This window comes from Rhizobium sp. BE258 (assembly GCF_031457345.1).
Taxonomy (GTDB): Bacteria; Pseudomonadota; Alphaproteobacteria; order Rhizobiales; family Rhizobiaceae; genus Rhizobium.
This window is the reverse complement of sequence record NZ_JAVDWL010000002.1, coordinates 510863-535947: the sequence shown is the minus strand read 5'-3', so window position 1 is coordinate 535947 and position 25085 is coordinate 510863. Positions and strand designations below refer to the sequence as shown.

At 60.3% G+C, this 25085-nt stretch carries 23 protein-coding genes; 15 read left to right on the top strand and 8 right to left on the bottom strand.

All coding sequences use genetic code 11. The annotated features are described in order from the left end of the window. Window positions 1-27: 27 nt before the first annotated feature. From J2X43_RS07870 to J2X43_RS07860, 3 genes are read right to left on the bottom strand one after another with little or no spacing between them, the layout of a single operon-like run. Window positions 28-1650, bottom strand: coding sequence for a response regulator (locus tag J2X43_RS07870; protein WP_310292996.1), 1623 nt, complete (start codon window positions 1648-1650; stop codon window positions 28-30). Window positions 1651-1654: 4 nt separating this feature from the next. Next, window positions 1655-2080 carry a response regulator gene (locus J2X43_RS07865; RefSeq protein ID WP_112387563.1) on the bottom strand — a complete coding sequence of 142 codons (426 nt, stop codon included), beginning with the start codon at window positions 2078-2080 and terminating at the stop codon, window positions 1655-1657. Continuing rightward, a complete protein-coding gene (locus J2X43_RS07860; RefSeq protein WP_310292993.1) occupies window positions 2067-4208 on the bottom strand; it encodes a PAS domain S-box protein in 2142 nt (713 codons plus the stop codon). The genes J2X43_RS07865 and J2X43_RS07860 overlap by 14 nt, the downstream gene beginning before the upstream one ends. A gap of 188 nt (window positions 4209-4396) precedes the next feature. On the opposite strand from J2X43_RS07860, the gene J2X43_RS07855 reads away from it, so the two are divergent. The 3 genes from J2X43_RS07855 to J2X43_RS07845 all read left to right on the top strand — a co-directional run bounded on the left by J2X43_RS07855 (window position 4397) and on the right by J2X43_RS07845 (window position 6390). Beyond that, window positions 4397-4774, top strand: coding sequence for a response regulator (locus tag J2X43_RS07855; RefSeq protein WP_310292991.1), 378 nt, complete (start codon window positions 4397-4399; stop codon window positions 4772-4774). A gap of 459 nt (window positions 4775-5233) precedes the next feature. Further along, window positions 5234-5938 carry a helix-turn-helix transcriptional regulator gene (locus tag J2X43_RS07850; RefSeq protein ID WP_310292988.1) on the top strand — a complete coding sequence of 235 codons (705 nt, stop codon included), beginning with the start codon at window positions 5234-5236 and terminating at the stop codon, window positions 5936-5938. Window positions 5939-5952: 14 nt separating this feature from the next. Beyond that, complete coding sequence (locus tag J2X43_RS07845; protein WP_310292985.1) at window positions 5953-6390, top strand: response regulator; 438 nt, start codon at window positions 5953-5955, stop codon at window positions 6388-6390. A gap of 4 nt (window positions 6391-6394) precedes the next feature. Here the strand turns inward: J2X43_RS07845 and J2X43_RS07840 are convergent, their stop codons facing one another. The 4 genes from J2X43_RS07840 to ybaL all read right to left on the bottom strand — a co-directional run bounded on the left by J2X43_RS07840 (window position 6395) and on the right by ybaL (window position 12064). Then, on the bottom strand, window positions 6395-7096 hold the full coding sequence (locus J2X43_RS07840) for an ATP-binding protein (RefSeq protein ID WP_310292983.1): 702 nt from the start codon (window positions 7094-7096) through the stop codon (window positions 6395-6397). A gap of 94 nt (window positions 7097-7190) precedes the next feature. Then, window positions 7191-9746 (bottom strand): protein translocase subunit SecD, encoded by a 2556-nt coding sequence (secD, locus tag J2X43_RS07835; protein WP_112387569.1) that lies wholly within the window; start codon window positions 9744-9746, stop codon window positions 7191-7193. 86 nt (window positions 9747-9832) lie between these two features. Beyond that, window positions 9833-10210 carry a hypothetical protein gene (locus J2X43_RS07830; RefSeq protein ID WP_310292980.1) on the bottom strand — a complete coding sequence of 126 codons (378 nt, stop codon included), beginning with the start codon at window positions 10208-10210 and terminating at the stop codon, window positions 9833-9835. A gap of 57 nt (window positions 10211-10267) precedes the next feature. Beyond that, window positions 10268-12064, bottom strand: a complete 1797-nt coding sequence (ybaL, locus tag J2X43_RS07825; protein ID WP_112538613.1) for a YbaL family putative K(+) efflux transporter — start codon at window positions 12062-12064, stop codon at window positions 10268-10270. Between the two features lie 79 nt (window positions 12065-12143). On the opposite strand from ybaL, the gene J2X43_RS07820 reads away from it, so the two are divergent. Next, window positions 12144-12407 carry a helix-turn-helix domain-containing protein gene (locus J2X43_RS07820; protein WP_112513973.1) on the top strand — a complete coding sequence of 88 codons (264 nt, stop codon included), beginning with the start codon at window positions 12144-12146 and terminating at the stop codon, window positions 12405-12407. 8 nt (window positions 12408-12415) lie between these two features. On the opposite strand, the gene J2X43_RS07815 is transcribed toward J2X43_RS07820, so the two are convergent. Next, window positions 12416-13846, bottom strand: a complete 1431-nt coding sequence (locus J2X43_RS07815) for a glycosyltransferase family 39 protein (protein WP_310292973.1) — start codon at window positions 13844-13846, stop codon at window positions 12416-12418. Between the two features lie 643 nt (window positions 13847-14489). Here J2X43_RS07815 and J2X43_RS07810 point away from each other — a divergent pair. The 11 genes from J2X43_RS07810 (at window position 14490) to fliF (ending at window position 24722) form a co-directional block, all read left to right on the top strand. Further along, window positions 14490-16121 (top strand): globin-coupled sensor protein, encoded by a 1632-nt coding sequence (locus tag J2X43_RS07810; protein WP_310292971.1) that lies wholly within the window; start codon window positions 14490-14492, stop codon window positions 16119-16121. Between the two features lie 63 nt (window positions 16122-16184). Further along, a complete protein-coding gene (locus J2X43_RS07805; protein ID WP_112387575.1) occupies window positions 16185-16481 on the top strand; it encodes an STAS domain-containing protein in 297 nt (98 codons plus the stop codon). Continuing rightward, on the top strand, window positions 16478-16843 hold the full coding sequence (gene cheY1, locus J2X43_RS07800; RefSeq protein ID WP_003570362.1) for a chemotaxis response regulator CheY1: 366 nt from the start codon (window positions 16478-16480) through the stop codon (window positions 16841-16843). Before J2X43_RS07805 ends, cheY1 begins: the two co-directional genes overlap by 4 nt. Window positions 16844-16860: 17 nt before the next feature. Beyond that, complete coding sequence (locus J2X43_RS07795; protein WP_310292938.1) at window positions 16861-19149, top strand: chemotaxis protein CheA; 2289 nt, start codon at window positions 16861-16863, stop codon at window positions 19147-19149. Between the two features lie 4 nt (window positions 19150-19153). Continuing rightward, window positions 19154-19621, top strand: coding sequence for a chemotaxis protein CheW (locus tag J2X43_RS07790; protein ID WP_112387577.1), 468 nt, complete (start codon window positions 19154-19156; stop codon window positions 19619-19621). After that, window positions 19618-20529: a protein-glutamate O-methyltransferase CheR gene (gene cheR, locus J2X43_RS07785; protein WP_310292933.1), complete on the top strand. Its 912-nt coding sequence runs from the start codon at window positions 19618-19620 to the stop codon at window positions 20527-20529. The genes J2X43_RS07790 and cheR overlap by 4 nt, the downstream gene beginning before the upstream one ends. After that, complete coding sequence (gene cheB, locus J2X43_RS07780; protein ID WP_112513971.1) at window positions 20526-21572, top strand: protein-glutamate O-methylesterase CheB; 1047 nt, start codon at window positions 20526-20528, stop codon at window positions 21570-21572. Before cheR ends, cheB begins: the two co-directional genes overlap by 4 nt. Beyond that, the gene (locus J2X43_RS07775; protein ID WP_112387580.1) at window positions 21572-21961 is read left to right on the top strand and encodes a response regulator; all 390 of its coding nucleotides are present in this window, start codon (window positions 21572-21574) and stop codon (window positions 21959-21961) included. The genes cheB and J2X43_RS07775 overlap by 1 nt, the downstream gene beginning before the upstream one ends. Beyond that, on the top strand, window positions 21958-22512 hold the full coding sequence (cheD, locus tag J2X43_RS07770; RefSeq protein WP_112387581.1) for a chemoreceptor glutamine deamidase CheD: 555 nt from the start codon (window positions 21958-21960) through the stop codon (window positions 22510-22512). The genes J2X43_RS07775 and cheD overlap by 4 nt, the downstream gene beginning before the upstream one ends. Window positions 22513-22528: 16 nt before the next feature. After that, entirely contained in the window at window positions 22529-22918 is a 390-nt protein-coding gene (locus J2X43_RS07765) for a hypothetical protein (protein WP_112387582.1), read from the top strand. A gap of 109 nt (window positions 22919-23027) precedes the next feature. Next, window positions 23028-24722 carry a flagellar basal-body MS-ring/collar protein FliF gene (fliF, locus tag J2X43_RS07760; protein ID WP_310292929.1) on the top strand — a complete coding sequence of 565 codons (1695 nt, stop codon included), beginning with the start codon at window positions 23028-23030 and terminating at the stop codon, window positions 24720-24722. Window positions 24723-25085: the final 363 nt, after the last annotated feature.

The following is a 25085-nucleotide window of genomic DNA, read 5'->3' as shown; positions in this document are numbered from 1 at the left end:
GCGCCAGAACTAATGCGGATACTAAAGTCATACCAGTGCCGTTGGAGATTGCCTCGATTGTTCTACACAAAGAACTAGGGCATCGCCGCGCGGCTGCAATTCCAAACTGTCGACATCTGCCAGGGCCTGCTCCAGCTGCTGCAGCGTCGGCGGTTTGATCATATAGGCGAGAGCGCCGAGTTCCTTGGCCCTCTGCATGTCGCTCTCGTCGCTGGATGTGCTGAGGATGCAGACCGGTATCTGCTTCAGCCGGATATCGGCCGAAAGCGCGTTCAGCACCTCAAAACCGTCCATGATCGGCATGTTGATATCGAGCAGCATCAGGTCCATCGGCGGCTGGCTGAGATCGATCGCCCGCTCCTCCAGAAGCCGCATGGCCTCACGCCCGTTGGTCGCCACATGCAGGTTGAAGCTCACTTTCTCCCGTCGCATCAACTTGAGCTTCAGAAGCTGGATATCGGCGGGGCTGTCTTCGACGAGAAGCACTTCGGCAAGACGGCCCTTGGCTTCTTGAGGCTGTTCGATTGCCCGCACCGCCTGCGGCCCCGTCTGCGCTGCCGCCTCGGCGGACATGCTGTTTGCGAGCGGCAATTCGAGCGCAAAGGTCGCGCCGCGTCCCGTCTTCGCCTCGCACCAGATCGCACCGCCATGCAACTGCGCAATGCGGCGGCAAATAGCAAGGCCAAGCCCCGTTCCTTCGATGCCGCGGCCGACCAGCCGTTTGAAGGGCTGGAAAATCAGTTCGCGATGATCAGGATCGATGCCCGGTCCGTTATCGCTGACCAGCAGACGGCAGAGCCCGCTACCGGCGGCCTCGGCGCTGAGATGCACCTGAGGGCGCTGGTCTTCGCAATAGCGGATCGCATTGGAGATCAGGTTTTGCATCAGCTGGATCAGCAGCGTCCCGTCGCCCATAACCTCCGGCAGATCGCCGCTGACGATGGTTGCCTGCCTGCTCTCCATCTGCTGGTGCAGATTATCCTCGACCTGCCCCAAAACGGCGGCGAGCGAGACGGGTTTCAGTTCCAGTTCCCCGGAGACATCAAGCTTGGTGAAGCCCGAGACCTTGACGATCAGGTCTTCCATATGGTCGGCGGCACTCAGGATATAATCGAGAAGCTCGCGGTCCTCGGCCGGCAGCGAAGCCGAGCCGTGCAGGATCTTGCTGAAGGACTTGATGGTGCGTAGCGGCTCCTTGAGGTCGTGCGCCATCGCCCGGGTGAATATCTCGAGCGATTGCCGCTTCTGCTCCAGCTTCTTCTCCAGCGCGCCATGCATGACGGCATTCTGCACGCAGCGGTGCAGCGTCTCGGGCGAAAGCGCATCCTTGGTCAGGTAGTCGCGTGCCCCGTTCTTCATCACCTCGACGGCGACAGTCTCGTTGCCCTGTCCTGTCAGCATGATCACATTGGCGGCCGGATCGAGCTTCAGGATTTCGGCAAGCACCCCAAGTCCGTCGCGGCCGGGCAGCGAATAGTCGAGCAGGATGCAGCTTGGACGCTTGCTGGCGGCAAGCTCCAATCCCTGGTCGCCGGTCTCGGCCTCGGCTACCACGTAGTTCGTTCCGGCAACGCGTGACAGCATCCGCCGGTAGACCTCGCGGTCGTCGATATTGTCGTCGATGATCAGTACCAGGCAGTCTTCCGCCAATCGTTCAATCCTCGTGCGGCAGGATGGCAATCTCGAACCAGTATTCCTTCAGCCGCTGAATCGCGGAGAACAGTCCGTCGAGATCGACAGGTTTCTGCACATAAGTATTGGCGCCGAGTGCATAGCAGCCTTCGATGTCGCGCTCATCGTCTGATGTCGTCAGAATGACTACCGGGATCTTGCGCCACTGCGGGTTGGATTTGATGGCCTCAAGGGTCTTGCGGCCGTCGAGACCCGGCATGTTGAGATCGAGCAGGATCAGGCCGGGGCGCGGGTTCATGCCGGCAAGCTCATCGAGCGCTTCCTGGCCCGAAGCGGCCCAGCGGATCGGGTTGCGCAGGTTGGTGCGCTTGAAGGCACGCATCGTCGCCTCGAAGTCGTCCTCGCTGTCTTCGACAATCAGGATCGGCTGCATATCACGCGGCTGCATTGTGGCCCTCTCTGTTGCTTCCCAGCGTAAAGTAGAATGTGGTGCCTGCACCCATCTCGGACTCCAGCCATATCTCGCCATTGTGGCGGCCAATGATCTTTCGCACGAAGGTCAGTCCGGCCCCGGTTCCATCATCCGAATCCTGCGATTTTTCAAGCCGTTTGAAAATCCGGAAAATGTCCTCGTAGAATTCCGTCGCGATGCCCTTGCCGTTGTCCTTGACGAAAAACACGCCGCGCGCCGTTGCACCATCTTTGCCGGTGTATTGCTCCAGATAGCCGATGGTGACCAGCGGCTCCGGCTTGTCGTTATATTTGACGGCGTTGGTCACCAGGTTCCGGAACACCTCGGTCAGCCGCGTCGCGTCGCATACAACCTCGGGAAGCTCACCGTCCACCACGACCCGCGCGTGCCGCTCCTCCAGGAACACTTCCAGCGTCGCCACCACGTCCTTGATGACGAGATTGATGTCGGTGCGCTTGACGGCCAGCTGCTGGCGTCCGATGCGGGAGAAATAGAGAAGATCGTTGACGAGCTTCTCCATCCGCTGGCTGAGCCGCACCAGCCGGTTGAGACGGCGAACGCCGTCCTCGTCGAGCTGGTTCTCGTAGTCCTCGAGCAGGAAGCGTGAGTGATTATGAAGTCCGCGCAGCGGCTCCTTCAGATCGTGCGAGGCGATATAGGCGAATTCGTCGAGGTCCTGGTTGCTGCGTTCCAGATCGGCCGTATAGGCCTCCAGCTGCGCCAGCGTCGTCTTCAGCCGTTCCTGTTGCTGCACCCTGTCACTTATGTCGCGCACGATGCCGACGAATGTCCGCGCGCCGCTTGTTGGCACCACGCTGACGGACAGATCGAGCGGAAACACCACGCCATTCTTGCGGCGGCCGGACACCATGCGCGTCGTTCCGATGATCCGTTCCTCGCCGGTCTCATGGTAGTGCTGCAGGTAATGGTCATGCTCGGAGTGATAGGGCTCCGGCATCAGCATGTTGATGTTCTTGCCGAGCGTTTCGGATGGCAGATAGCCGAACATCTGCTCGGCCGCGGGATTGAAGCTGGAGATAACGCCGCGCTGGTCCATGGTGATCACGGCATCCGGCGTGTTGCGCACCAATGAGCTGAAGCGGATGCGCTCCGTCTCCAGGCTGGCGCTGTTGCGCATGTAATTGTGCACCAGATAGCCGATCAGCCACAGCAGGCCGATTGTGATCGCGCGGTTGGCAGCCTCGGGCCAGACGACCGTGTCGCTATGGTTGACGGCGAAGAAGCCGAGAAGGATGAGGACCGTGCAGACGAACGCCAGGTAGAGCGGTGCGTTGCGATTGCCGAACCAGAGGGCGGTCAAAATCAGCGGCACATAAAGAATGCCGTTCGCCACCCCGAGCGGCGTATAGAGGTCGGCGAGCAGTCCGGTGAAACAAACGACGCCGGGTATCCACAGCGGCACGCTGGCGCTGTCCTGCGGCTGGCGCCACCAGGCGGCGGCCAGCAATCCGCCGCCGAAGAACGTCACGCCGATCGACGTATGCAGCGCCATCGCCGCATAGGGACCCCAGCGATAACCCTCCTCGGCGCTGGTGACGTAAGCAGCGAAGGCGACCATGCCGAGCGTGATGATCACATAGCCCGTCAATTCCTGGAGAAGGGGAGCCCTGTCATCCTTCCAGTTCCGGCCGGCAAGCAGCGCAAGATTGCCGATCAGGAAGCAGAGCGTCGTATTCGGCCCCATGCCGCCGCCGATCAGGTCGGAAAATTCCCGCGAGACGAGGAGGTTGGTCAGCACGCGATCGATCATATGCGAGGTGCGACCGAGCGAGATGATCTCAGCAAACCGCGTCACGGTGATTGCCGCCACACACAGCGAGATCAGGGACGCCGCCATGTTCAGACGCTGCCGTTTCGATACCGATCCCGCCAATGCCAGACCAGAAAGCACGAAGCAGAGCGCCGTATTGAACGCCATCGCCGGAAATTCCGGCACGACGGAGACGATGACCTCGACTTCCAGCAGCCAGCCGGTGATCGCGCAGATGCCGAGAAGCGTGATGAGCGTTCCGATGGCAATCGCGGCCACGCGGTAGCGGCCCCTCTTCTGCGCTTCGTCCCTCAAGCTGGCGGCATTCCACACGCGGTCGATCCTCCTGAATTCGGGTCATCTTTTCCGAAATGACCGAATACACAATAGGAAACTTAAGGTTGTGTACGTCTTTCCTCTGCCGATTCGGGGGAGGTTGATAACGATTCTTAGCGAAGTATCTTTATTGTCGCATCGCGAAACAGGCGGGACATCGCCGGTGGCGACCGGGTGAAGCAGCTATGCCTTTGATATTCTACATCGATGATAGCAAGGATGATCTCTTCTATCTCGATTACATGCACCGGAAGGGCGCCTTCACCGCCGAGCTTGTGTCGTTCTCCCAGGCGCAGCCAGTCTGGGAGATGCTGGAGGCGCGTCATGCCACGGGCGAGCCGCTTCCCGATCTGCTGATCGCCGATCTCTACATGCCTCTCGACGACGGCCTTGCTTTGGTGCGCAAGGTCAGCCTCGATCCTCGCTTCGCATCGGTGAAGCTTGGCATATGCAGCGGTTCGGATGCCGATGAGGACCGGGAGCGCTCGCTGGAAGCCGGCGCCCATATCTACCTGCAAAAGCCTTTGAATTTGAACGATAGTCTTCTCAATCAACTGGTGTAGGCGCGAGGTGCCCGAACACGCGACAGCGCGCTGAAACGCCAATTGACAAGGCTTGTTCAGCGTCCCAAGATACAACCAAGAGGAAGAGGAGTGATTTGAGCGCTGAGAGAGCCGACTGACCCATATTCGCCGCCACGAACTTCAGCCAACCCCTTAGCTGAATGGATCTATCGGCTCTCTCGCGCTTACTTCCGGCACTTTTCCCGCTACTCATGAGATCATGAACAACGAAAAATGCGATACCTAGGTAAGACTACGATTTCAGTATATCTGCCTTTGCATCACTTGCGGTTGAGAAATTGATGGGCTTGTTTGCCTTGGGATACTGGGAAGTCCCCGTTCCGTTATCCCCATCAACTGTCTCGGTTTTTTTGTAACTGTTCGCGTTTAGGACGTATATCCCAAGATTTCGGGATGGTGTGGAGTGACTTCTGGAAGTTTCGAGGTAAGGTTGCCGGAATGACCAATGCTGCGGCTGTTCCTTTTCATACTGGGCCCGAGCTGAACCGGGCCATCAACCGGACCGATTTCTTCCGCTTGTTTAAGGCGGCGGCACACCACTACCATTTCGACAATTTCGTTCTGGCAAAGATTTCCGAGGCGGCAGCGCCGTTCGGAGAGCGTGAAATCGTCATCACCAACGTGGCGGAGCGGCGTGCGACGCTGTTTATCCGGACACTGAAGGAGGCGCTGGGGGCGATCAAGGCGAAATCCACGCAGTTCCTCACGTCACCCGTTTTCGGCAAGAGCGCGCAGCTGGAAGGCTATCCCGCCGATCTGGTGTTCAACGAATTCAACGGCAACACGTTTCTGTTGATTCCGCTCTTTACGCCAGAGGGGCGGCGATACTGTCTGGTGCTCAGCGGCGTTCGCCAGGAGCCGGACCAGAGCGAGATCGCCGACGTCCTGCTTGACGTCATGCGTATCTTCGACAAGCTGTACGAGGAAATCTTGACCCAGGAAATGTCTGGACGTCTGACGCAGCGCGAAGCCGAGATCGTCAAATGGACGAGCGAAGGCAAGACCTCTGCTGAGATCGCCATCATTCTCGGCTTGTCGGAGCACACGGTGAATTCGCATATTACGGCGGCAGTCAGAAAGCTCGACGCGGTCAACCGCGTACACATGGTAGCCATAGCGCTCCGGAACGGGCTCGTTTCGTGACCGGAGGGGATGGCATGGCAGCCGAGACAAGCGCCGGGCGGACCGTTAAGGTCCTGTTCGTGGACGACGAATTCATTGAATTTCGCTCGCTGAAGAAGAAGATCGGCAGCCTCTCCGAGCCTGCCGTCGATGTCCAATACGCCCAGTCGATCGGAGATGCCCTCGAGAAGATCAAGGTTGCGCGCTATGATCTGATCCTGCTCGACAACCGTCTGCTCCCAAATGCGGACTTCCGCGAGACGGTGCCGGAACTGCGCGGCATCGGCTATACCGGGCCGATCGGCGTGATCTCGACCGATATTTCCGACGGCTATTTCCAGCAGTTCCCGGATTACGGCGTCGATTTCCGCATCGGCAAGGATGAGATGGATGCGCGGACGCTGCAATATATCATCCGCGAATACGTGACCTACGACGTTCCGGATTTCTGGAAGGACGACTACACGATCTGACGGCTCAGGCAGGCAGACGGACTTCGAACCGGCTGCCACTGGCGGATGATGCCGCAATCGTCACCGTGCCGCCAAGCGCCGCGGCCAGCTCACGGCAAGCAGTCAAGCCAAGTCCCGGCCCGGGAACTCTTCCGGCTTTGGGCAGCTTCCAGAACGCCTCGAAAATGCGTGCCTGATGCGCGGGATCGATGCCCCGGCCGTTATCGGCGACGGAAATGACAAGCTCTCCGCCATCGCGCACAGCCCCGACTTCCACCCGAAGGTCCTCTCGCTCGCCATGGGCAATCGCGTTGACAAAGAGCTGCTTCAGCACTGCCGTCAGCAAGGTGGTGTCGGTTCGCAGTTCCGGCAGCCCGCGATGAGCCAGCACGGCTTTGCTCTCTGGAAACTCCGCCGTGGCTTCAGACCACGCGGTCTCAGAAGCGATGGTCAGATCCACATTCTCGCGCGCGGCCTGCGGGGTGCCCGATGCAAAAGTCATCAGTGCCTTGGTCAGCTTCTGCGCCGTCTGCACCTTTTCGAGAATGGTCGTCAGGCTTTGCTTCTCGTCGGCGCTGATCCGGCCTTCGAGATCCTCCAGCAGGATTTCCGAATACATGGCGATGTGACGGAGCGGCGACTGCAGGTCATGAGAGGCCACGGCCAGGAAGCGGCGGATCCGCTCCTCGGTGTTCCTGGTCTCTTCCGGCGTCGTGCTGGATGACATGGCGGTATCTCCCCTCGACCTTGGAAGCACCATAGAAAGCGGGCGCCGGTTCTGCAACCGGCGCCCGCCTCAAGCTTTTGTTAGCAACCGGTTTTTAGCCGATCGACTTGCGCGGCTCTGCCGGTGCCGGAGGAATGATCTCGGCTTCCGGCTTGGCATCCGCTGCCGGCTTGGCGTGGCGGCGGCGCCAGTCGCCAAGGAACAGCAGGATCGGGGCCGCGATGAAGATCGACGACGCGCCGGCAACGAGAATGCCGAACACCATCGGGATCGCGAAGCTTTCGACCGCGCTGCCGCCCCAGATCGCCATCGGAAGGAGGGCGAGGAAGGCGGTGGCGTTGGTGTAGAGGCTTCGTGCCAGCGTCTCGTTAATCGAGCGGTCGATGATTTCGCGCAGCGGCATCGACTTGTAGAGACGCATGTTTTCACGCATGCGGTCGTAGACGACGACCTTGTCGTTCACCGAGTAGCCGACAAGCGTCAAGATCGCCGCGATGGCGGTCAGGTTGAAGTCCAGTCCCGTCAGTGCGAAGAAGCCGATCGCCTTGGTCACATCGAGAACGAGCGTGACGATTGCGCCGACCGCAAACGGCCATTCGAAGCGCGCCCAGATATAGGCGAGCATTGCCAGGCTGGCGATGACGACGGACAGGATACCTGCCCATGCGAGTTCGCCGCTGACCTTCGGTCCGATGACGTCTGTGCCGGTTACGGTCGCCGACGGATCGATCTTGACGATCTCGTTCTTCAGCTTCTCGACAGCAACGGTCTGGGCTTCCTCGCCACCGTCCTGGCGCTGTGCGCGCACGGCCATGGTGTTGTTGTCACCATAGGACTGCAGGGAGACTTCACCGAGGCCAAGGCTGTTCAGGCCTTCGCGGAACTTGCCGAGATCGGCGGCCTCGGTCGTCTTGACCGACATCTGGATACCACCACGGAAGTCGACGCCGTAGTTGAGGCCAGGATGGATGAAGAGGATGACGGATGCGATCGACAGCAGCGCCGAGACGCTGACGCCGAAGAAGCGTGCCTTCATGAACTGGATGTGGCGGCCGTAGGGGTTGAACATCATCGGCAGCAGCGGCTTGATGTTCAGAACCTTGAGCTTCTGGCGGCGGGTAATCTCGATCATCGTCACGCGAACGAAGGCGACCGAGGTGAACATCGAGATGATCAGGCCGAGAGCCATGGTAACGGCGAAGCCGCGGACAGGGCCGGAGCCGAACCAGAACAGGATGGCGGCGGCAATCAGCGCCGTCATGTTGCCGTCGATAATCGTGGAGTAGGCGCGGCGGAAGCCGGTGTCGATAGCAGCAAAGGCGCTCTTGCCCTTACGTGTTTCTTCGCGGATGCGCTCGTTGATCAGAACGTTCGCGTCAACGGCCAGACCGATGCCGAGCACGATACCGGCAATGCCCGGCAGTGTCAGCGTCGCGCCGACCAGCGTCAGGGCCGAGAAGGTCAGGATCGTGTGGATCAGCAGGGCGAAGTTCGCTAGGAAGCCCCACTTGCCGTAGAGGACGAAGATGAAGAGGGCGACGAGGACGAAGCCGACGATGCCCGAATAGATACCCATGCGGATCGCATCGGCGCCGAGGTCGGCACCGACGGTGCGTTCTTCAATGACGGTCAGCTTTGCGGGCAGGGCGCCGGCGCGCAGCATGGCGGCAAGCGTCGTTGCTGTATCCGCCGAGAAGCTGCCGGAAATCTGGCCGGAGCCGCCGGTGATGGGTTCGCGGATGACTGGGGCGCTCAGCACCTTGTCGTCGAGAACGATGGCGAAGGGATTGCCGACATTCTGGCGGGTGATATCGGCAAAGCGGGTTGCGCCGGCGCTGTCGAAGCGGAAGCTGACGATCGGCTCATGCGTGTTCGGGTCGAAGCCGACGCGCGCGTCCGAGAGCCGGTCGCCGGAGATTTCGACGCGGTCTAGAACCGGATAGCTTTCGCCCTTGTCGTCCTTCAGCATGGTCACGCCAGGACCCGGCTGGTTGTTCGGGGCGAGCATGTGGAACGACATCTTGGCGGTCGAGCCGAGGAGCTGGCGCAGACGCGACGGATCCTGCGCGCCCGGAAGCTGCACGAGAACCCGGTTTGCACCGATGCGCTGGATCGTCGGTTCGGCAACGCCAACCTGGTCGACGCGCTGGCGGATGACTTCAAGGCTCTGCTGGACAGCGGAATCGACATGGCTCGCGAGACCGGCCGGCGAGAAGGCGACGATCACGTTGCCGCCGTTGGTCGTGACCGAGAGATCGGACTGACCGGCGCTGAGGCCTGTGCTGATCGGGTTGCCGAGCGTCTGCAGCTGGGTAACGGCTGCGCCGCTCTGCTCCGGATCAACAGGTGTGACGACGATCTGGTTGTTGTTGAGAACGATCGACTTCGTCTGGATGCTCTTTTCGCGCAAAACGCGGCGGGCGTCCTGCAGCAGGGTCTGCAGCCGTTCCTTGGTCAGGTCGGCTTCGTCGACTTCGAGAACGAGGTGCGAGCCGCCACGAAGGTCGAGGCCGAGGGAGACCTGGCTATGCGGCAGCCAGGCCGGCAGCTTACTGAGGGTGCTTTGCGACAGCACGTTCGGCAGCGCGATGATGAGGCCGAGCACGATGATCACCGAATAGGTGAACACCAGCCATGGTGAATTGCGCATTCTATCTGATCCTTGAATAAAAGTAGGCCGGCGCAAGGCGCTGGCTGTGTCTCTGCATGTTCTTGAAGCGCGAGTGGCGCGGAAAATCAGGCTAGCGGCGGTGCGCGAGGCTGATGGGCCGCCGTGGCGGCGGGCCGGGTGGCCGTATCGGTGACGCCCGCAGTCGCAGGTGCCGGCCATTCGGCGAATTCGAGATGCGGAAGAAGCGGCAGCGCGGCTGCATCGGAATCGTGCAGCGTCTGCTTCGGCGCGATCTTGCGGTCGGTAGCAAGCAGCCCGCGAACGGCTTCACGCGCCGTCAGCTGCAGCGGCTGCGTTTCCTTGCCCGGCGCGCTCAGCGCATTGTTGGTCTGGGAATCGGGCCCGAGAATGAGGTTGCCGCCAAGCAGCAGGCCAAGATAGGCAAAGATTGCAAGCACGAGGGAAACGGCAATGCGAGCGCTCAGGCGGCGCGCATCCGGCATTCCCTCATCATTCCTTGCGATCTCGCTCTCAAACCGGCTCAAAAGCGCAAAAACCCGTCATTCTTTCGCTGGCGGCTCTGTGACCGCTGGCGGAATTGTATCAGTCTCCGGCCCATCTTCATAGGCTGGACTGTCATGATGCACTTGAGCCAGCCGGTCAACCATTCCCATGGCGATTTCTCGTTCGCCCATGATCACGGTATCGGCGCCATACTGCTTCAACGCCTCGACCTCTGCATCCGAATGGGCGCGCGCGACGATGAGGATGGACGGGTTGACCGCGCGGCCAAGCTCGGCGACGTGGCAGGCCTCGAAGGCGTTCGGAATGGCAATGACCAGGCTGCGGGCGCCCGTCAGGTTGGCAAGATCGAGCACTTCGCGGGCGGCGGCATTGCCCATTACTGTTTCCACGCCCTGTGCCTTCAGCTCCTCGATCCGCTTTTCCGCATCCTCGATGACAAGGAAAGGCGTGCCCGAGGATTTGAGGTTCTGACCGACGATGCTGCCGACGCGGCCATAGCCGACGAGGATGGCATGGCCGGACAGTGCCGTTGGAAGGACCTCGTCTTCCGGCTCGGCGGGTTCGGCCGGTGCAGCCTCAACAGGTGCTTCCTCGCGTTTCGGCCGCTCCAGCAGTGGCTTGATGCGATCGCAGAGATAGAAAAGCGCCGGATTGAGGATGATCGAGATGATCGCACCTGCAAGGATCAGGTCGCGGCCTTCTTCCGGCAGCAGGCCGAGATCGACGCCGAGAGCCGCCAGAATGAAGGAGAATTCGCCGATCTGACCAAGGCTTGCGGAAATCGTCAGCGCGGTGCTCACGGATTTCCGGAACAGCAGCACGATCAACAAGGCCGCCACCGATTTTCCGATAACGATGATGAAGACGGTGGCCAGAACCGGCAGCGGCTTTTCGATCAGGATGTTCGGATCGAACAGCATGCCGACGGAAACGAAGAACAGAACCGCGAAAGCGTCGCGCAGCGGCAGGCTTTCCTGGGCGGCGCGGTGGCTGAGCTCGCTTTCGGCGAGAACCATGCCGGCGAAGAAGGCGCCGAGCGCCAGCGACACGCCAAACATCTTCGAGGCGCCGAAGGCCACGCCGAGCGCGATGGCGAGAACGCCGAGGCGGAAGAGCTCGCGCGAGCCGGTGTGGGCGATGCGATGCATCGTCCAGGGGATGAGCTTGCGTCCGAAGATCAGCATCAACGCCACAAACAGCGCTACCTTAACCAGCGTCATGCCGATGATGCCGCCAATGCCGAGATCGAGGCCGAGCAGACGGTTGAGACCAGCAGACAGCGGCTCCACCGTCGCATGCTCGCCGCCGCCGATGCTGGCGGCAGCCGGGATGAGGACGAGCGCCAGAACCATCGCAAGGTCTTCGACGATCAGCCAGCCTACGGCGATCTTGCCGCGCTCCGTCTCGACCAGCCGCCGCTCCTGCAATGCTTTGAGAAGGACGACGGTAGAGGCGACGGAGAGAGCGAGACCGAAGACGAGACTGCCGCCCGTCGGCCATCCCATCAGCCAGCCCAGACCCCAGCCGAGCAGTGTCGCAAAACCGATCTGCACGATCGCGCCGGGAACCGCGATGCCTCGAACGGAGAGGAGGTCTTTCAGCGAGAAATGCAGACCGACGCCGAACATCAGCAGGATAACGCCGATTTCGGCGAGTTCGGGGGCGAGGTTCTGGTCAGCCACATAACCCGGAGTGTGCGGACCGACGAGAATACCGGCTAGCAGATAGCCCACGAGTGGCGGCAGTTTCAGCCTGTTGGCAATGGCGCCGAAGATAAACGCCAGCACGAGACCCCCGACAATTGTCGAAATCAAAGGTGTATCGTGCGGCATCGCAATCTCCCGATCTGGTATTCCCGTTCAAAACATGACATATATGGCTTATGTTGACCAATATGGGTGACTTAAAATCATGGGTCAAGGCGCAAAAGAAACAATTCTGACGCCTGCTTTATGCCGCGCAGCACGTGGCCTGCTCGATTGGACGCAGAGCGACCTTGCAGACAAGGCCGCGGTCTCGCGCAGCACGATACGCGACTACGAGGGACGGCACCACGAAATCCATCGTGCGACCGAGGCACAGCTGCGCCTCGCCTTCGAGGATGGCGGCGTGAAATTCGTCGATGTCGAGGGGGCGGGGACCGGCCTATGCCTGCCCCCGCGAAATGCCGGTTAAGCTATCTGCTACGATTGCTTGTCAAAGCAGGTGCCCGGCGTCTTGTAGGCATAGATAGTCTTGCCGCGATAGTAGCCATTGGCGGGCTGCCAGCTCTTCACGAGCTCAGCGGTGCCGCCATTGGTGCAGGTGAGTTCGTAACGGCTGACGAACAGCACCGGCTCCTGAGATCCCGCCGGCAGGGCAAAATTCTGCTCGTAGTAGCTCTTCGGGAAATCGGCCGGCGGCCGGGCGTAGATCTTCACTGGATCGGCGCGCAGCGTGTGGAACATGTCGGCGATGAAATCGCGGTTGTCGGTGACGATTGCCGCGGCGCCGGCCTGCTTCGCCAGCTCGGCGGCCTCGCGGCTGATATCGGCACGGCCGAGATAGCGTTTCATGATCTCATTGCCGCCGGGCAGCACCAGTTGATGCGCGAAGATCGTTGCCAGCGGGAAGACGATGCTCGCAAATGCGCCGATGCCGAGCGAGATCTTGAGGCCCTTCGGCCATAGCTGCGCAAGGATGGAGACGGCAAGCACGGTGCCAGCGACATAGGCCGTGACGCCCCAGTTCGCCTCGGCCTTGGCGACGAAAGCCTGCAGCGTGATCAGGAAGACGACCGGCAGCGAAAACCAGACGAGCAGTTTTTCGGTTTCGCTGCTTCTGCCTCTGATCATCCGCCACGCCGCCCAGAGCATCGCGAAGAAGATGATCGGTCCGACGACGCCGAATTGTGCGGCGAAGAACTCGCCGGCTCCGGCGAAGTCGAGCTTCATCTGGTCCCATTTGGCGATGTCTTCGGTGTGGCGAACGGTGGTCGCATCATGCGTGAAGTTCCACCAGAGGTTCGGCGCCGCAAAAACAAGCGCCGTCACCACGGAAATGAAGAAGTCGCGCCAGGCGATACGAGCGGCCGGCACGAAAAGCAGGGCGATGAGTCCACCTGGAACGACGAAAAGGATCGCGTATTTGGATAGGAACGAGCATCCGAACGCAGCCCCCATCAAAAGCGCCAGGCCGACGGACGGCTTTTTCGTCAGGCCCGCATAGGCCAAGAGGCCGATCGTCATGAAGAACAGCAGCACGACGTCGGTGGAGAAGAACACGGAAGACAGCGCCACCGCAGGCATCGTCACATAGATCGCGCCCGTCCAGCCTTCGATCTCGGGACCGGCGAAGCGCTTGGCAAGCTTCATCAGCAAAACGGCGGTTGCCGCATGCACAATCGGGCCGCCGACACGCACCCAGAAGATATCGCTCGACCCGCCGAGAGCAGTGAAGGCGCGGATGAACCAGGCGATCATTGGCGGCTTCGAGTAGTAACCGAAATCGAGATTTTGCGACCAGAACCAGTATTGCGCCTCGTCGACGAAGAAATCCGTCGTGTCGAAATGCAACGTCACAATGCGCCACAGGGTGACGGCAAGAATGATGAAAAGGCCGGTTCTGGCTGACATATGGTACTTCCGCTGGTTAAGGCGCCTGCCATACATCAGCCGGGCAGGGCTGCCAACAAGGGCAGCTCAGAAAGCCGCACTATGCCGCAGCGAATGGCTTTTCAGAGAACGCGCAGATCGCTTGAGCCGCGGCGTGCTTCGATTTGATCGAGCAGGGCAACGGCGGCCAGCGTAGCGATTGCGATGAGGCAGGATCCCAGTCCGAGAACAATCATTGCTCTATCCTTAACGACATCATGTCATGTCTTAAGGGTGGGATATAACACAAAGCTTGCGCAGGACTTGTAGCATGCCTGCAACTCCTTGGGACTATTTCGTTTGTAGGCTCAGGAATGCTTTTAAAAGCTTGGCTGATTAAAATCCGCATTAACCTTCAAGCAAGGAATTAACCATAAACATTGCGATACACGTCGGAATGGGAAATGTTGCTCGTTCCCACCAGGCATGACGCCGTCCCGCCGTACCGGCTCGATCCGGTATCCATCTCTTTTCCGAAACAGATTTCTGTTGATGGGAGACGCCTGTTCTCCGGCCATATGCCGGTGACAAGGGCCTCCCTGCATTGTGCTCGTCGGATGGAGCAAAACGGTTTTTTCACCGGACAAGGTCCGGATGTTGTTGGGGACAGGCATTGCGGCAGGATATGCCATCAGATCAGGCCAAGGGCGCACAGGCAGGCAGCCTCCGCGACCGCCTGCGCTTTGCCGGCCTCGATGCCGAGCAATGCGAGCTTGTCCGCCGTCACCGCCCGCTGCTCGAGGGCCAGCTGAAGAGCGGCCTGCGCGATCTCTTTCAGCGCTTCCAGGCTTTCCCTGATGCGGCAGAAAATTTTCAGAACGACCGCCAGCTCGACCGGCTGCACGACCTGCAATCGTCGCACTGGGATGTGCTGACCGATGCCCGGTTCGACAGTCTCTATGCCGAGCGCGTCAAGGTTCTGTCCGATACCGAAAGCAAGATGGGCCTCGACCCGCGCTGGCACGTCGCCGGTCACGGCGTCATGCTGGAGCATCTGATCTCGGGCCTCGCGGGCGATCTTGCCGGCAAGCCGCTGCTTCCAGGTGCAAAGCGCCGCGCCAGGGAAATCACCGGGATGATGACCGCGATCATCCGCCTGGTCATGGTCGATGTCGAAATCGCCGTGTCGCTTCGCTTCAATGCTTTGCGTGCATCGCAGGCACATCTGCTCGCGGAACAGCGCGCCAAGGACAAGGACGACGTCGCCCGCATCTTCGCCGATGTCATCGACGGTCTCGTCGCCCGCGATCTCACGGTGCGCGCACCTGTCGAGACTGACGGCGCTCATGCCGAAATTGCCGCCGCTCTCAATGGTGCGCTCGACACCCTGCAGACGGAGTTCACGCAAATCTCCGACCGGACACAGAGAGCAGAGCTATCGACGCGCTCGCTCTCCGATGTCTCGAAGGGGTTTGCTGGACGCGCCGCCGGGCAAGCTGACGAGCTGCAGTCGTCGGCCGCTGCACTGCAGGCCATCGCCGAAAGCGTCCGCCAGGGTGCAGCGGGAAGCCGCGCTGCCGAACAGGCCGCAGCCTCGACGCGTGTTGCCGCCGAGGAAAGTGGCGCTGTCGTCGGCCGGGCGATATCCGCCATGGCCGATATCGAGCAGTCGGCGGAAAAGATCGGCCAGATCATCGGCACGATCGACGAGATTGCCTTCCAGACCAACCTTCTGGCGCTCAATGCCGGCATCGAAGCGGCGCGTGCCGGTGACTCCGGCCGCGGCTTTGCCGTCGTCGCCCAGGAAGTCCGGGCTCTGGCGCAACGTTCGGCGGAAGCGGCCCGTGAAATCAAGACGCTGGTTTCCACCACCAAGGCGCAGGTCGATGCCGGCGTACAGATGGTCGGCCGCACGCAGGATTCGATCGGCAGCATCGTCCGCCAGGTCACCGGCATCAACGAGGCGATCACCACCATTGCCGCAAATACCGGTGAGCACGCGGCGAGCCTCGATGCGCTGACCGGTGACGTGAAAAGCCTCGGCGCCGATGTTGCGGCAAGCGCAGGCGTTGCCCGCAATTCGGCCGATGGCGCCGACCACCTGCATACTGTCATCCTGGAGCTTGGCCAGACGATCCGCGAATTCCGCATCGCTCGCGAAAATGCGCAGCCGGTGCGCCAGCAGATCGCCCGTCCGGCGGTCCAGCCGCGTGTCGAGATCGCCGCCCGGCCGGTGACGCTCGACGAGCAATACGACAACGAAGATTTCGGTTTTTCCCGCCAGGTTTCAGGCCTCGGAGGGCGGAATGTTTACTAACCTATCTGAATATGAGGGCCGCTCGCATTCGAGGGCGGGACACAAGGAAACAAGGACAGGCTGATGGCAGCGAAGAAGAGCGGCAAGACGCTTAATCTTGCAGCGATACTCGACCTCAATGAAGCGGCGCCCCTGCGCGACAAGCTTCTGGCAATGCGCGGTAGCGACATCGTTATCGATGCGTCCAGCGTCGAGCGGGTCGGCGGTCTGTGCACGCAGGTATTGCTGGCAGCAGAGAAGACCTGGGATCAGGACAAGCTGTCGTTCAGCTTCTCGAAGATGTCTGATGCATTCGAAAAAACCATGCAGCTGGTCGGCGTCGATGTAGACCACCTGCTTGCCAAGGAGATCCGGCAATGAAGAAAAAAGTGCTTACCGTGGATGACTCACGGACGATCCGAAACATGCTTCTCGTGACGCTCAACAATGCGGGCTTCGAGACGATCCAGGCGGAAGACGGCGTCGAGGGCCTCGAAGTCCTCGAAGAATCCAACCCTGACGTCATCGTCACCGACATCAACATGCCGCGTCTCGACGGTTTTGGCTTCATCGAAGGCGTTCGCCGCAACGAAAAGTACCGTGCGATTCCGATTCTGGTGCTGACCACCGAAAGCGACGCTGAAAAGAAGAACCGTGCCCGCCAGGCCGGTGCGACAGGCTGGATCGTCAAGCCTTTCGACCCTGCCAAGCTGATCGATGCCATTGAGCGTGTAACCGCTTAAACCCAGGAACTTCTCCTATGGATATGAACGAAATCAAAGAGATCTTTTTTCAGGAGTGCGAGGAACAGCTCGCCGAACTGGAATCCGGTCTGCTGAAACTGAATGATGGCGATCGCGATCCGGAAACCGTCAACGCGGTATTCCGTGCCGTCCACTCGATCAAGGGCGGCGCTGGCGCCTTCGGTCTGGACGATCTCGTCGCCTTCGCCCATGTGTTCGAGACTACACTTGATTGCGTTCGTTCCAACAAGCTTGAGCCCAACCAGGACGTCCTGAAGGTCATGCTGAAGTCGGCCGACGTTCTGGCGGATCTGACCAACGCTGCCCGCGACGGCGGCAGCGTCGATGAAACGCGCAGCCGCGGCCTGGTGAAGGAACTTGAAGCGCTGGCGCACGGCGAAATGCCGTCGGCCGCCGCCGCTGCCGAAGTCCCGGCCCCGAAGCCTGCCGCAAAGCCGGCTCCGGCACCGGTTGCTGCAGCGCCCGTACCGACCGACGACAGCGGCTTTCAGCCGATCCCGTTCTCCTTCGGCGATTTCGGCGATGAAGAAGAAACCGGTTCCGATCTGCCGGCCTACGAGATCGTCTTCAAGCCGCGCTCGGATCTCTACTCGAAGGGTAACGACGCCACCCTTCTGCTGCGCGATCTTTCCCGCCTCGGCGAGATGAGCATCTACTGCAACACGGACGCTCTCGTCGGCATCGACGAGATCGACCCGGAAGCGGCCTATTTCTTCTGGAACGTTACGCTCCGCACGGACAAGGGTGAAGACGCCATCCGTACCGTCTTCGAATTTGCCGAGTGGGATTGCGATCTGACGATCACCCCTGTCGAAGACGCCAAGGCTGCCGAAGCTTCCAACGACGAACTGCCGATGGTGCCGGTTCCCTTCGATCTCTCCGTTCTCGACGAAGGCGCTGAAGCACCTGCCGAAACGGCCAAGTCGGATGCGGCTGCTGCTGTTGCCGCCGCCGAGACGGCTTCCAACGTCACGCAAATGGCTGCTGCCGCTTCCCGCGTCGAGAAGAAAGAATCGGCCGCCGCTGCCAGCGCTGCCGCCGCAGCCGCTGCCCAGAACAACGCCGCTGCCGCCAGCGCCGGCCAGACGATCCGCGTCGATCTCGATCGCGTCGACCGCCTGATCAACCTCGTCGGCGAGCTCGTCATCAATCAGGCGATGCTCTCGCAGAGTGTCATCGAAAACGACGCGACCGGTACGTCTGCCGTCAACATGGGCCTCGAGGAGCTGCAGCAGCTCACCCGCGAGATCCAGGACTCGGTCATGGCGATCCGCGCGCAGCCGGTGAAGCCGGTCTTCCAGCGTATGTCGCGTATCGTCCGCGAAATCGCCGACATGACCGGTAAGTCGATCCGCCTGATCACCGAAGGTGAAAACACCGAAGTCGACAAGACGGTCATTGACAAGCTTGCCGAACCGCTGACGCACATGATCCGTAACGCAGTCGACCACGGCGTCGAAAGCCCGGAGAAGCGCACGGCGCTCGGAAAGAATCCGGAAGGCACGGTTCGCCTGACGGCAAAGCATCGTTCGGGCCGCATCCTGATCGAACTCGCCGACGACGGCGCCGGCATCAACCGCGAAAAGGTCAAGCAGAAGGCAATTGCCAACGAGCTGATCCCGGCCGATGCCAACCTGTCGGATGAAGAAATCGACAACCTGATCTTCCTGCCGGGCTTCTCCACGGCCGACAAGATTTCCGATATCTCCGGCCGCGGCGTCGGTATGGACGTCGTCAAGCGCTCGATCCAGGCCCTCGGTGGCCGCATCAACATCACCTCGAAGCCGGGCCATGGATCGGTCTTCACGATGAGCCTGCCGCTGACGCTCGCCGTCCTCGACGGCATGGTCGTCACGGTCGCCGGCCAGACGCTGGTCGTGCCGCTGACGGCAATCGTCGAGACGCTCCAGCCGGAAGCCGCTGCGATCCACTCCTTTGGTGCGAGCCATCGCCTGATCTCGATCCGCAACTCCTTCTGCCCGCTGGTGGATGTGGGCCGGATCCTCAACTTCCGCGCCACCCAGGCAAACCCTGTCGAAGGTGTCGCCCTGCTGGTGGAATCCGAAGGTGGCGGCCAGCGCGCTCTGATGGTCGATGCCATCCAGGGTCAGCGCCAGGTCGTCATCAAGAGCCTGGAAGCCAACTATACCCACGTTCCGGGTATCGCGGCTGCAACGATCCTCGGAGATGGCCGCGTGGCGCTCATCCTCGATGTCGATGCGGTGGTCGGCGCATCGCGCGGCCAGGCCCTGAAGCAAGAAATCTCCTTGGCGGCGGCAGGTTAAGACAATGTCCTACGGCGTGAAAAATCTGAACCAAGGGGATAGCGAACTCATCGCCTTCCGCATCGGTGACCAGGAATTTTGCGTGAATATCATGTCGGTCCGCGAAATTCGCGGATGGACGCCTGCGACAGAAATGCCGCATGCGCCCGGCTACATGAAGGGTGTCATCAATCTTCGTGGCGCGGTCCTGCCGATCATCGATCTGTCGGCCCGCCTCGGAATGCGGGCGACCGTACCGTCGGCCCGCCACGTCATTATCGTGGCGCAGGTCAAGCGGAAGGTCGTCGGTCTGCTGGTCGATGCCGTGTCCGACATTCTGACGGTGACGGATGAAAACATTCAGCCGACGCCTGAAATCTCATCCGATATCCAGCGCCAATTTGCCCGTGGCATCCTGGCGATCGACAAGCGGATGATCTGCCTTATCGAACTTGAAGCCCTCTTCCCGGAAGCCGAAAGCGAAGCCGCATGACCGTAATGAGTGCAAAAGATGTGCGGCAGGGAAGTCCTGACGAGGTTCTGGCGAGCGGCGAATATCCGCTGACCCGCCGCGACCTCTCGGAGATCGCCGCCATGATCTACTCGGACGCGGGGATCTTTCTCAACGAAACGAAGGCGTCGCTCGTCTATTCGCGCCTGTCAAAGCATATCCGCAGCCTTGGCCTGTCGGGCTTCCGTGAATACTGTTCTCTGGTGGCTTCGCCCTCCGGTGCCGCGCCGCGCCGTGAAATGCTGTCGCATCTGACAACCAATTTCACGCGGTTCTTCCGCGAGAACCATCACTTCGATCATCTGCGCGACAATGTCCTGCCGGAGTTCCTGCATCGCGCCAAGATGGGCGGCCGCGTTCGCATCTGGTCGGCTGCCTCGTCGGATGGTCAGGAGCCCTATTCGATCGCGCTGACGGTTTTGGCGATGATGCCCAATATCGCCGACTACGACTTCAAGATCCTGGCGACCGATATCGATCCGAAGATTCTGGCGATTGCCCGCCAGGGCGCCTACGACGAGAGCGCGCTGGAAACGGTGTCTCCCGCCATGCGAAAGCAGTGGTTCTCGGAAGTCGATATCCAGGGCCGCCGCAAATTCCAGGTCGATGACCGCGTCAAGCGCCTCATCACCTACAATGAATTGAACCTGATGGCGCAGTGGCCCTTCAAGGGCAAGTTCGACGTCATCTTCTGCCGCAACGTGGTGATCTATTTCGATGAGCCGACGCAGATGAAGATCTGGTCCCGTTTCGCCGAGCTTCTGCCGGAGGGTGGCCATCTCTACATCGGCCATTCAGAGCGCGTGTCCGGTGACGCCAAGAATGTCTTCGACAATATCGGTATCACCACCTACCGCTACACCACGAAGGGTGTTGGGAGGAAGGCATGAGTGCTCCTGCAAGGGTCCTCGTCGTCGATGATTCACCGACCATGCGCGGCCTGATTACGGCTGTACTGAGCGCCGATCCGGATGTCAGCGTCATCGGCCAGGCCGGCGACGCATTGGAAGCCCGCGAAGCGATCAAGAAGCTTAATCCCGATGTCGTAACGCTCGACATCGAAATGCCGAACATGAACGGCCTCGACTTCCTCGAGAAGATCATGCGCCTGCGTCCGATGCCGGTGATCATGGTATCGACGCTGACGCATCGCGGTGCCGAGGCGAGCCTCGCAGCCCTCGAGATCGGTGCGTTCGATTGCATCGGAAAGCCGGCGCCCGGCGATCTTCGCCCGTTCGGCGACCTCGCCGAAAAGGTCAAGGCTGCGGCCCGCACCCAGCGCCAGTTCACCCAGCGCCCGGCCGCAGCTCCCGTCGCGCCGCCCGCAGTTGCCGATTTCCGCGTCGGCCGCAAGATCGTCGCGATCGGCTCATCGACGGGCGGTGTCGAGGCTCTGATCGCGGTTCTGCAGAAGTTCCCGGCCAATTGCCCGCCGACCGTCATCACCCAGCACATGCCGCCGACCTTCACCAAAAGCTTCGCGGAACGGCTGAACCGCCTCTGCGCGCCTGTGGTCGAAGAGGCGACGGACGGCGCCCGTTTGGAAATTGGCAAGATTTATCTGGCACCAGGAGGTGAACGACACCTGCAGGTCGCCAATGTCTCGGCGCCGCACTGCCGGCTCGTCGAACGCGACCCTGTCAATGGCCATCGCCCTTCTGTCGATGTGCTGTTCGATTCCGTCGCAGAACTTGCCGGCCGTAACTCGGTCGGCGTGATCCTGACAGGCATGGGCCGCGATGGCGCGGCTGGCCTGCTGAAAATGCGCCATGCCGGCGCGCGCACCATCGGTCAGAACGAAAAGACCTGCGTGGTCTACGGAATGCCCCGTGTTGCCTATGAGCTTGGCGCCGTTGAGCATCAGCTGCCACTGAATGCGATCGGCGAAGAAATACTGAAAATGACAGCCGCCCGGAAGGAAGGGACAGAATAATGTCGATAGCGGAGAAAATTAAGGTTCTGATCGTTGACGATCAGGTCACCAGCCGCCTGCTGCTCAGCGATGCGCTGACCCAGCTCGGTTTCAAGCAGATCACCTCTGCAGGTGACGGCGAACAGGGCATGAAGATCATGGCCCAGCAGCCGCACCACCTGGTCATCTCGGACTTCAACATGCCGAAGATGGATGGTCTCGGTCTGCTGCAGGCCGTGCGCACCAACCCGGCCACCAAGAAGGCAGCGTTCATCATCCTGACCGCGCAGGGCGACCGTGCATTGGTCACGAAGGCCGCAGCCCTCGGAGCCAACAACGTGCTGGCAAAGCCGTTCACCATCGAAAAGATGAAAGCGGCCATTGAAGCCGTGTTCGGAGCACTGAAATGACAGTCGAGGCAGCAGCCCGCCGTGTCCACATTATCCAAGGCGAATGGAAAGTCTTGAATGATCCGAACGCGGTTCTGACGACCATTCTTGGCTCGTGCGTGGCTGCTTGCCTGCGGGATCCAGTGGCAGGAGTGGGCGGTATGAACCATTTCCTTCTGCCGGGGACCGGAAATACGCCGATGACCGGCGGGGATGCGACGCGCTACGGCGTGCATCTGATGGAATTGCTGATCAACGGCCTTCTGAAGCAGGGCGCGCGCCGCGACCGCCTTGAGGCCAAGATCTTTGGAGGGGCGAAGACCATCTCGACCTTCTCCAATGTCGGCGAGCAGAATGCCGCTTTTGCCGCGCAGTTCCTCAGGGACGAAGGAATCCCCGTGGTCGGTTCCAGCACCGGCGGCGACCATGGCCGCAAGCTGGAATTCTGGCCGGTTTCCGGCCGTGCCCGTCAATACCCGCTGACTGGTGCTGAAACGCAAAAGACTGTGGCTCTTGAACAGCGTCCTGCTGCTCCGCCGAAACCGGTTGAAACTAGTATCGAGTTTTTCTGATACCGAGGATTTTTATATGACTTTTAGCGCCCCCATTGAACCGCCCTCGCCATTGGAGGCGTTGCCGGACCTTCTCATGCGCATCGTTTCCGAGCTGCATGATGTTGCCTATCTTATTGAACGTATCGAGCCGCAGCTCCTCGAAATCGGTGGCGCAGACATATTGAACGCCCCTGACAGCATGAAGGTGATGCAGGGCATCGATCTCGCTGTCCAGAAGACCCGCGGCCTTGCCGAATTCATCGACACGATCACCGGAGAAATCCCGCAGAACTGGACCGTCGATGTTGCGACGGCACTCAGCCTCGTGAAGCTTGCAGAGATGCAGAAGGCACTCGGTGGCGGCACGCGCCACGGCCATTCTCAGCCTCTCAGCAAGGCCGCAGGCGACTTCGACTTTTTCTAGTCTCTGCCTTCCAAGCATGCCCTGACGAAACGCTCGCACAAGTTTCGGTCTCTATCAAGGAATGAGGCAATAAGCCTGTTTTGTCTTTGACGGATCGTGCGAGAACAGAATGAATCTGTTAAATCAATTAGTTCAGGTCATGAAGAACCTCGGTTCGCTAGGCCGGACCCGCTTGCTGGCGCTTGCGGGTGTAGGTGTTCTTTCAATAGCAATTGTTTTGGCTGCGGCTCTTTTTGTTAATAAGCCTGCCCAGGAAACCCTTTACGTAGGTCTCGACAGCCCCGATCTCAATCAGATCAGTATGGCGCTGGCCGAAAACAACATGTCTTTCGAAGTCGGCACCGACGGCTCGAGCATCACCGTTCCAGCTGGTATGACGGGCAAGGCTCGTCTGCTGCTGGCCGAACGCGGTCTGCCGAACAGCGCCAATGCCGGCTATGAGCTGTTCGACAAGGTCGGCTCGCTCGGCCTGACGTCGTTCATGCAGGAAGTCACCCGCGTTCGCGCGCTTGAAGGTGAAATCGGTCGCACCATCCAGTCGATCTCGGGCATCAATGCTGCCCGCGTCCACATCGTCATGCCGGAGGTCGGAAACTTCCGTAAAGCCGAGCAGAAGCCGACGGCTTCCGTTATGATCCGTGCAAGCGCTACGGCGGGTCGAAGCGCTGCGAGCTCTATCCGTCACCTCGTCGCTTCGGCCGTGCCGGGGCTCGACGTCGATGACGTCACTATTCTCGATTCCACCGGACAGCTGCTGGCGTCCGGCGACGAGGCCGGCAACAACTCGCTTAATCGTTCTCTCGGGATCGTCCAGAACGTTCAGCAGGAAGTCGAATCCAACATCGATAAGGCCCTCGCACCCTTTCTCGGCATGGACAACTTCCGCTCCAGCGTCACGGCAAACCTGAACACCGACGCTCAGCAGATCCAGGAAACCACCTACGATCCGGAATCCAAGGTCGAGCGCTCCGTCCGTACCACCAAGGAAGCCAACCAGTCTTCCCAGAAGCAGTCCGACAACGCGACGACGGTCGAGCAGAACGTTCCGCAGGCCGCACCTGAGGCTGGCGGTACCGCAGGTCCGCAGTCGGAAGACAAGTCGGACAAGAAGGAAGAGCAGACCAACTACGAAATCAACAGCAAGACCACGGCCACGACCCGCAACAGCTACAAGATGGAGAAGCTGTCCATCGCTGTTGTCGTCAACAAGGGCCGTATCGCCAAGATGGTCGGCGAGCCCGCTGATCAGGCCAAGATCGACGCCTATCTCGCTGAAATGAAGAGCATTGTCTCGTCTGCGGCTGGTATCGACGCGAACCGCGGCGACGTCGTCACTGTGACGGCAATGGACTTCCTCGAAAACCAGCTTCTGGATGATGGTACCTCCGGCGGTGTCCGCGTCCTCGACATGCTGAGCCGCAACCTCGCGACGATCATCAACTCGCTGGCCTTCCTGGGTGTCGCCTTTATCGTGGTCTGGATGGGCATGCGTCCGCTGGCTCGCACGATCGGTGTCGGTGGGGCAGGGGTCATCGGCGACAGCTCGCCGGAATCGGCCGGTCTCGAACTGCCCGACTTCGCACCAGCCGGTGCAGCCGGCGGCGGAGGCGCCCTCATGGACGGCTTTGGCTCGGACTTCGGCTTCGACAGCACCGAGGATCTTCTCAGCCTTGGCGACGACGACGGCAACTTCAATCGCCGTGTCAAGGAAGGCCCGGAGCGCAAGCTATCGCGAATGGTCGAGATCAACGAGGAGCGCGCTGCGAAAATCCTCAGAAAATGGGCGGTCGACAACGCCGCGTAAGATCAAAGGCCGGGCAACCGGCCTTTTTCTTTGTCCTCAGGATGCGTTGGTCGTCCCATGCCGGTCCGTCAGCTTGACTGACCTTTTTTGGGGGAATGCGTCCGTGGCGCAAGCAGAACACATTTTGTCCGATTGTGGCAAAATGGCCTTAATCCCCAGGCAAAGCATATACTCTTGATTGCGTGATATGTGGAAATACACAAGAATATCGAAAGAGTTAATCTGGAGATATTTCAAGTATGTTTAGAGTTGTTATTGGAATTTTTGCTGATGATTATACGTTTCAGTGGATATACATTATATATTAGTGCGATATTTGGTCTTTTCTTCGCTCGCGTAAGGCGCGAATTGTGTTGCGGCAAG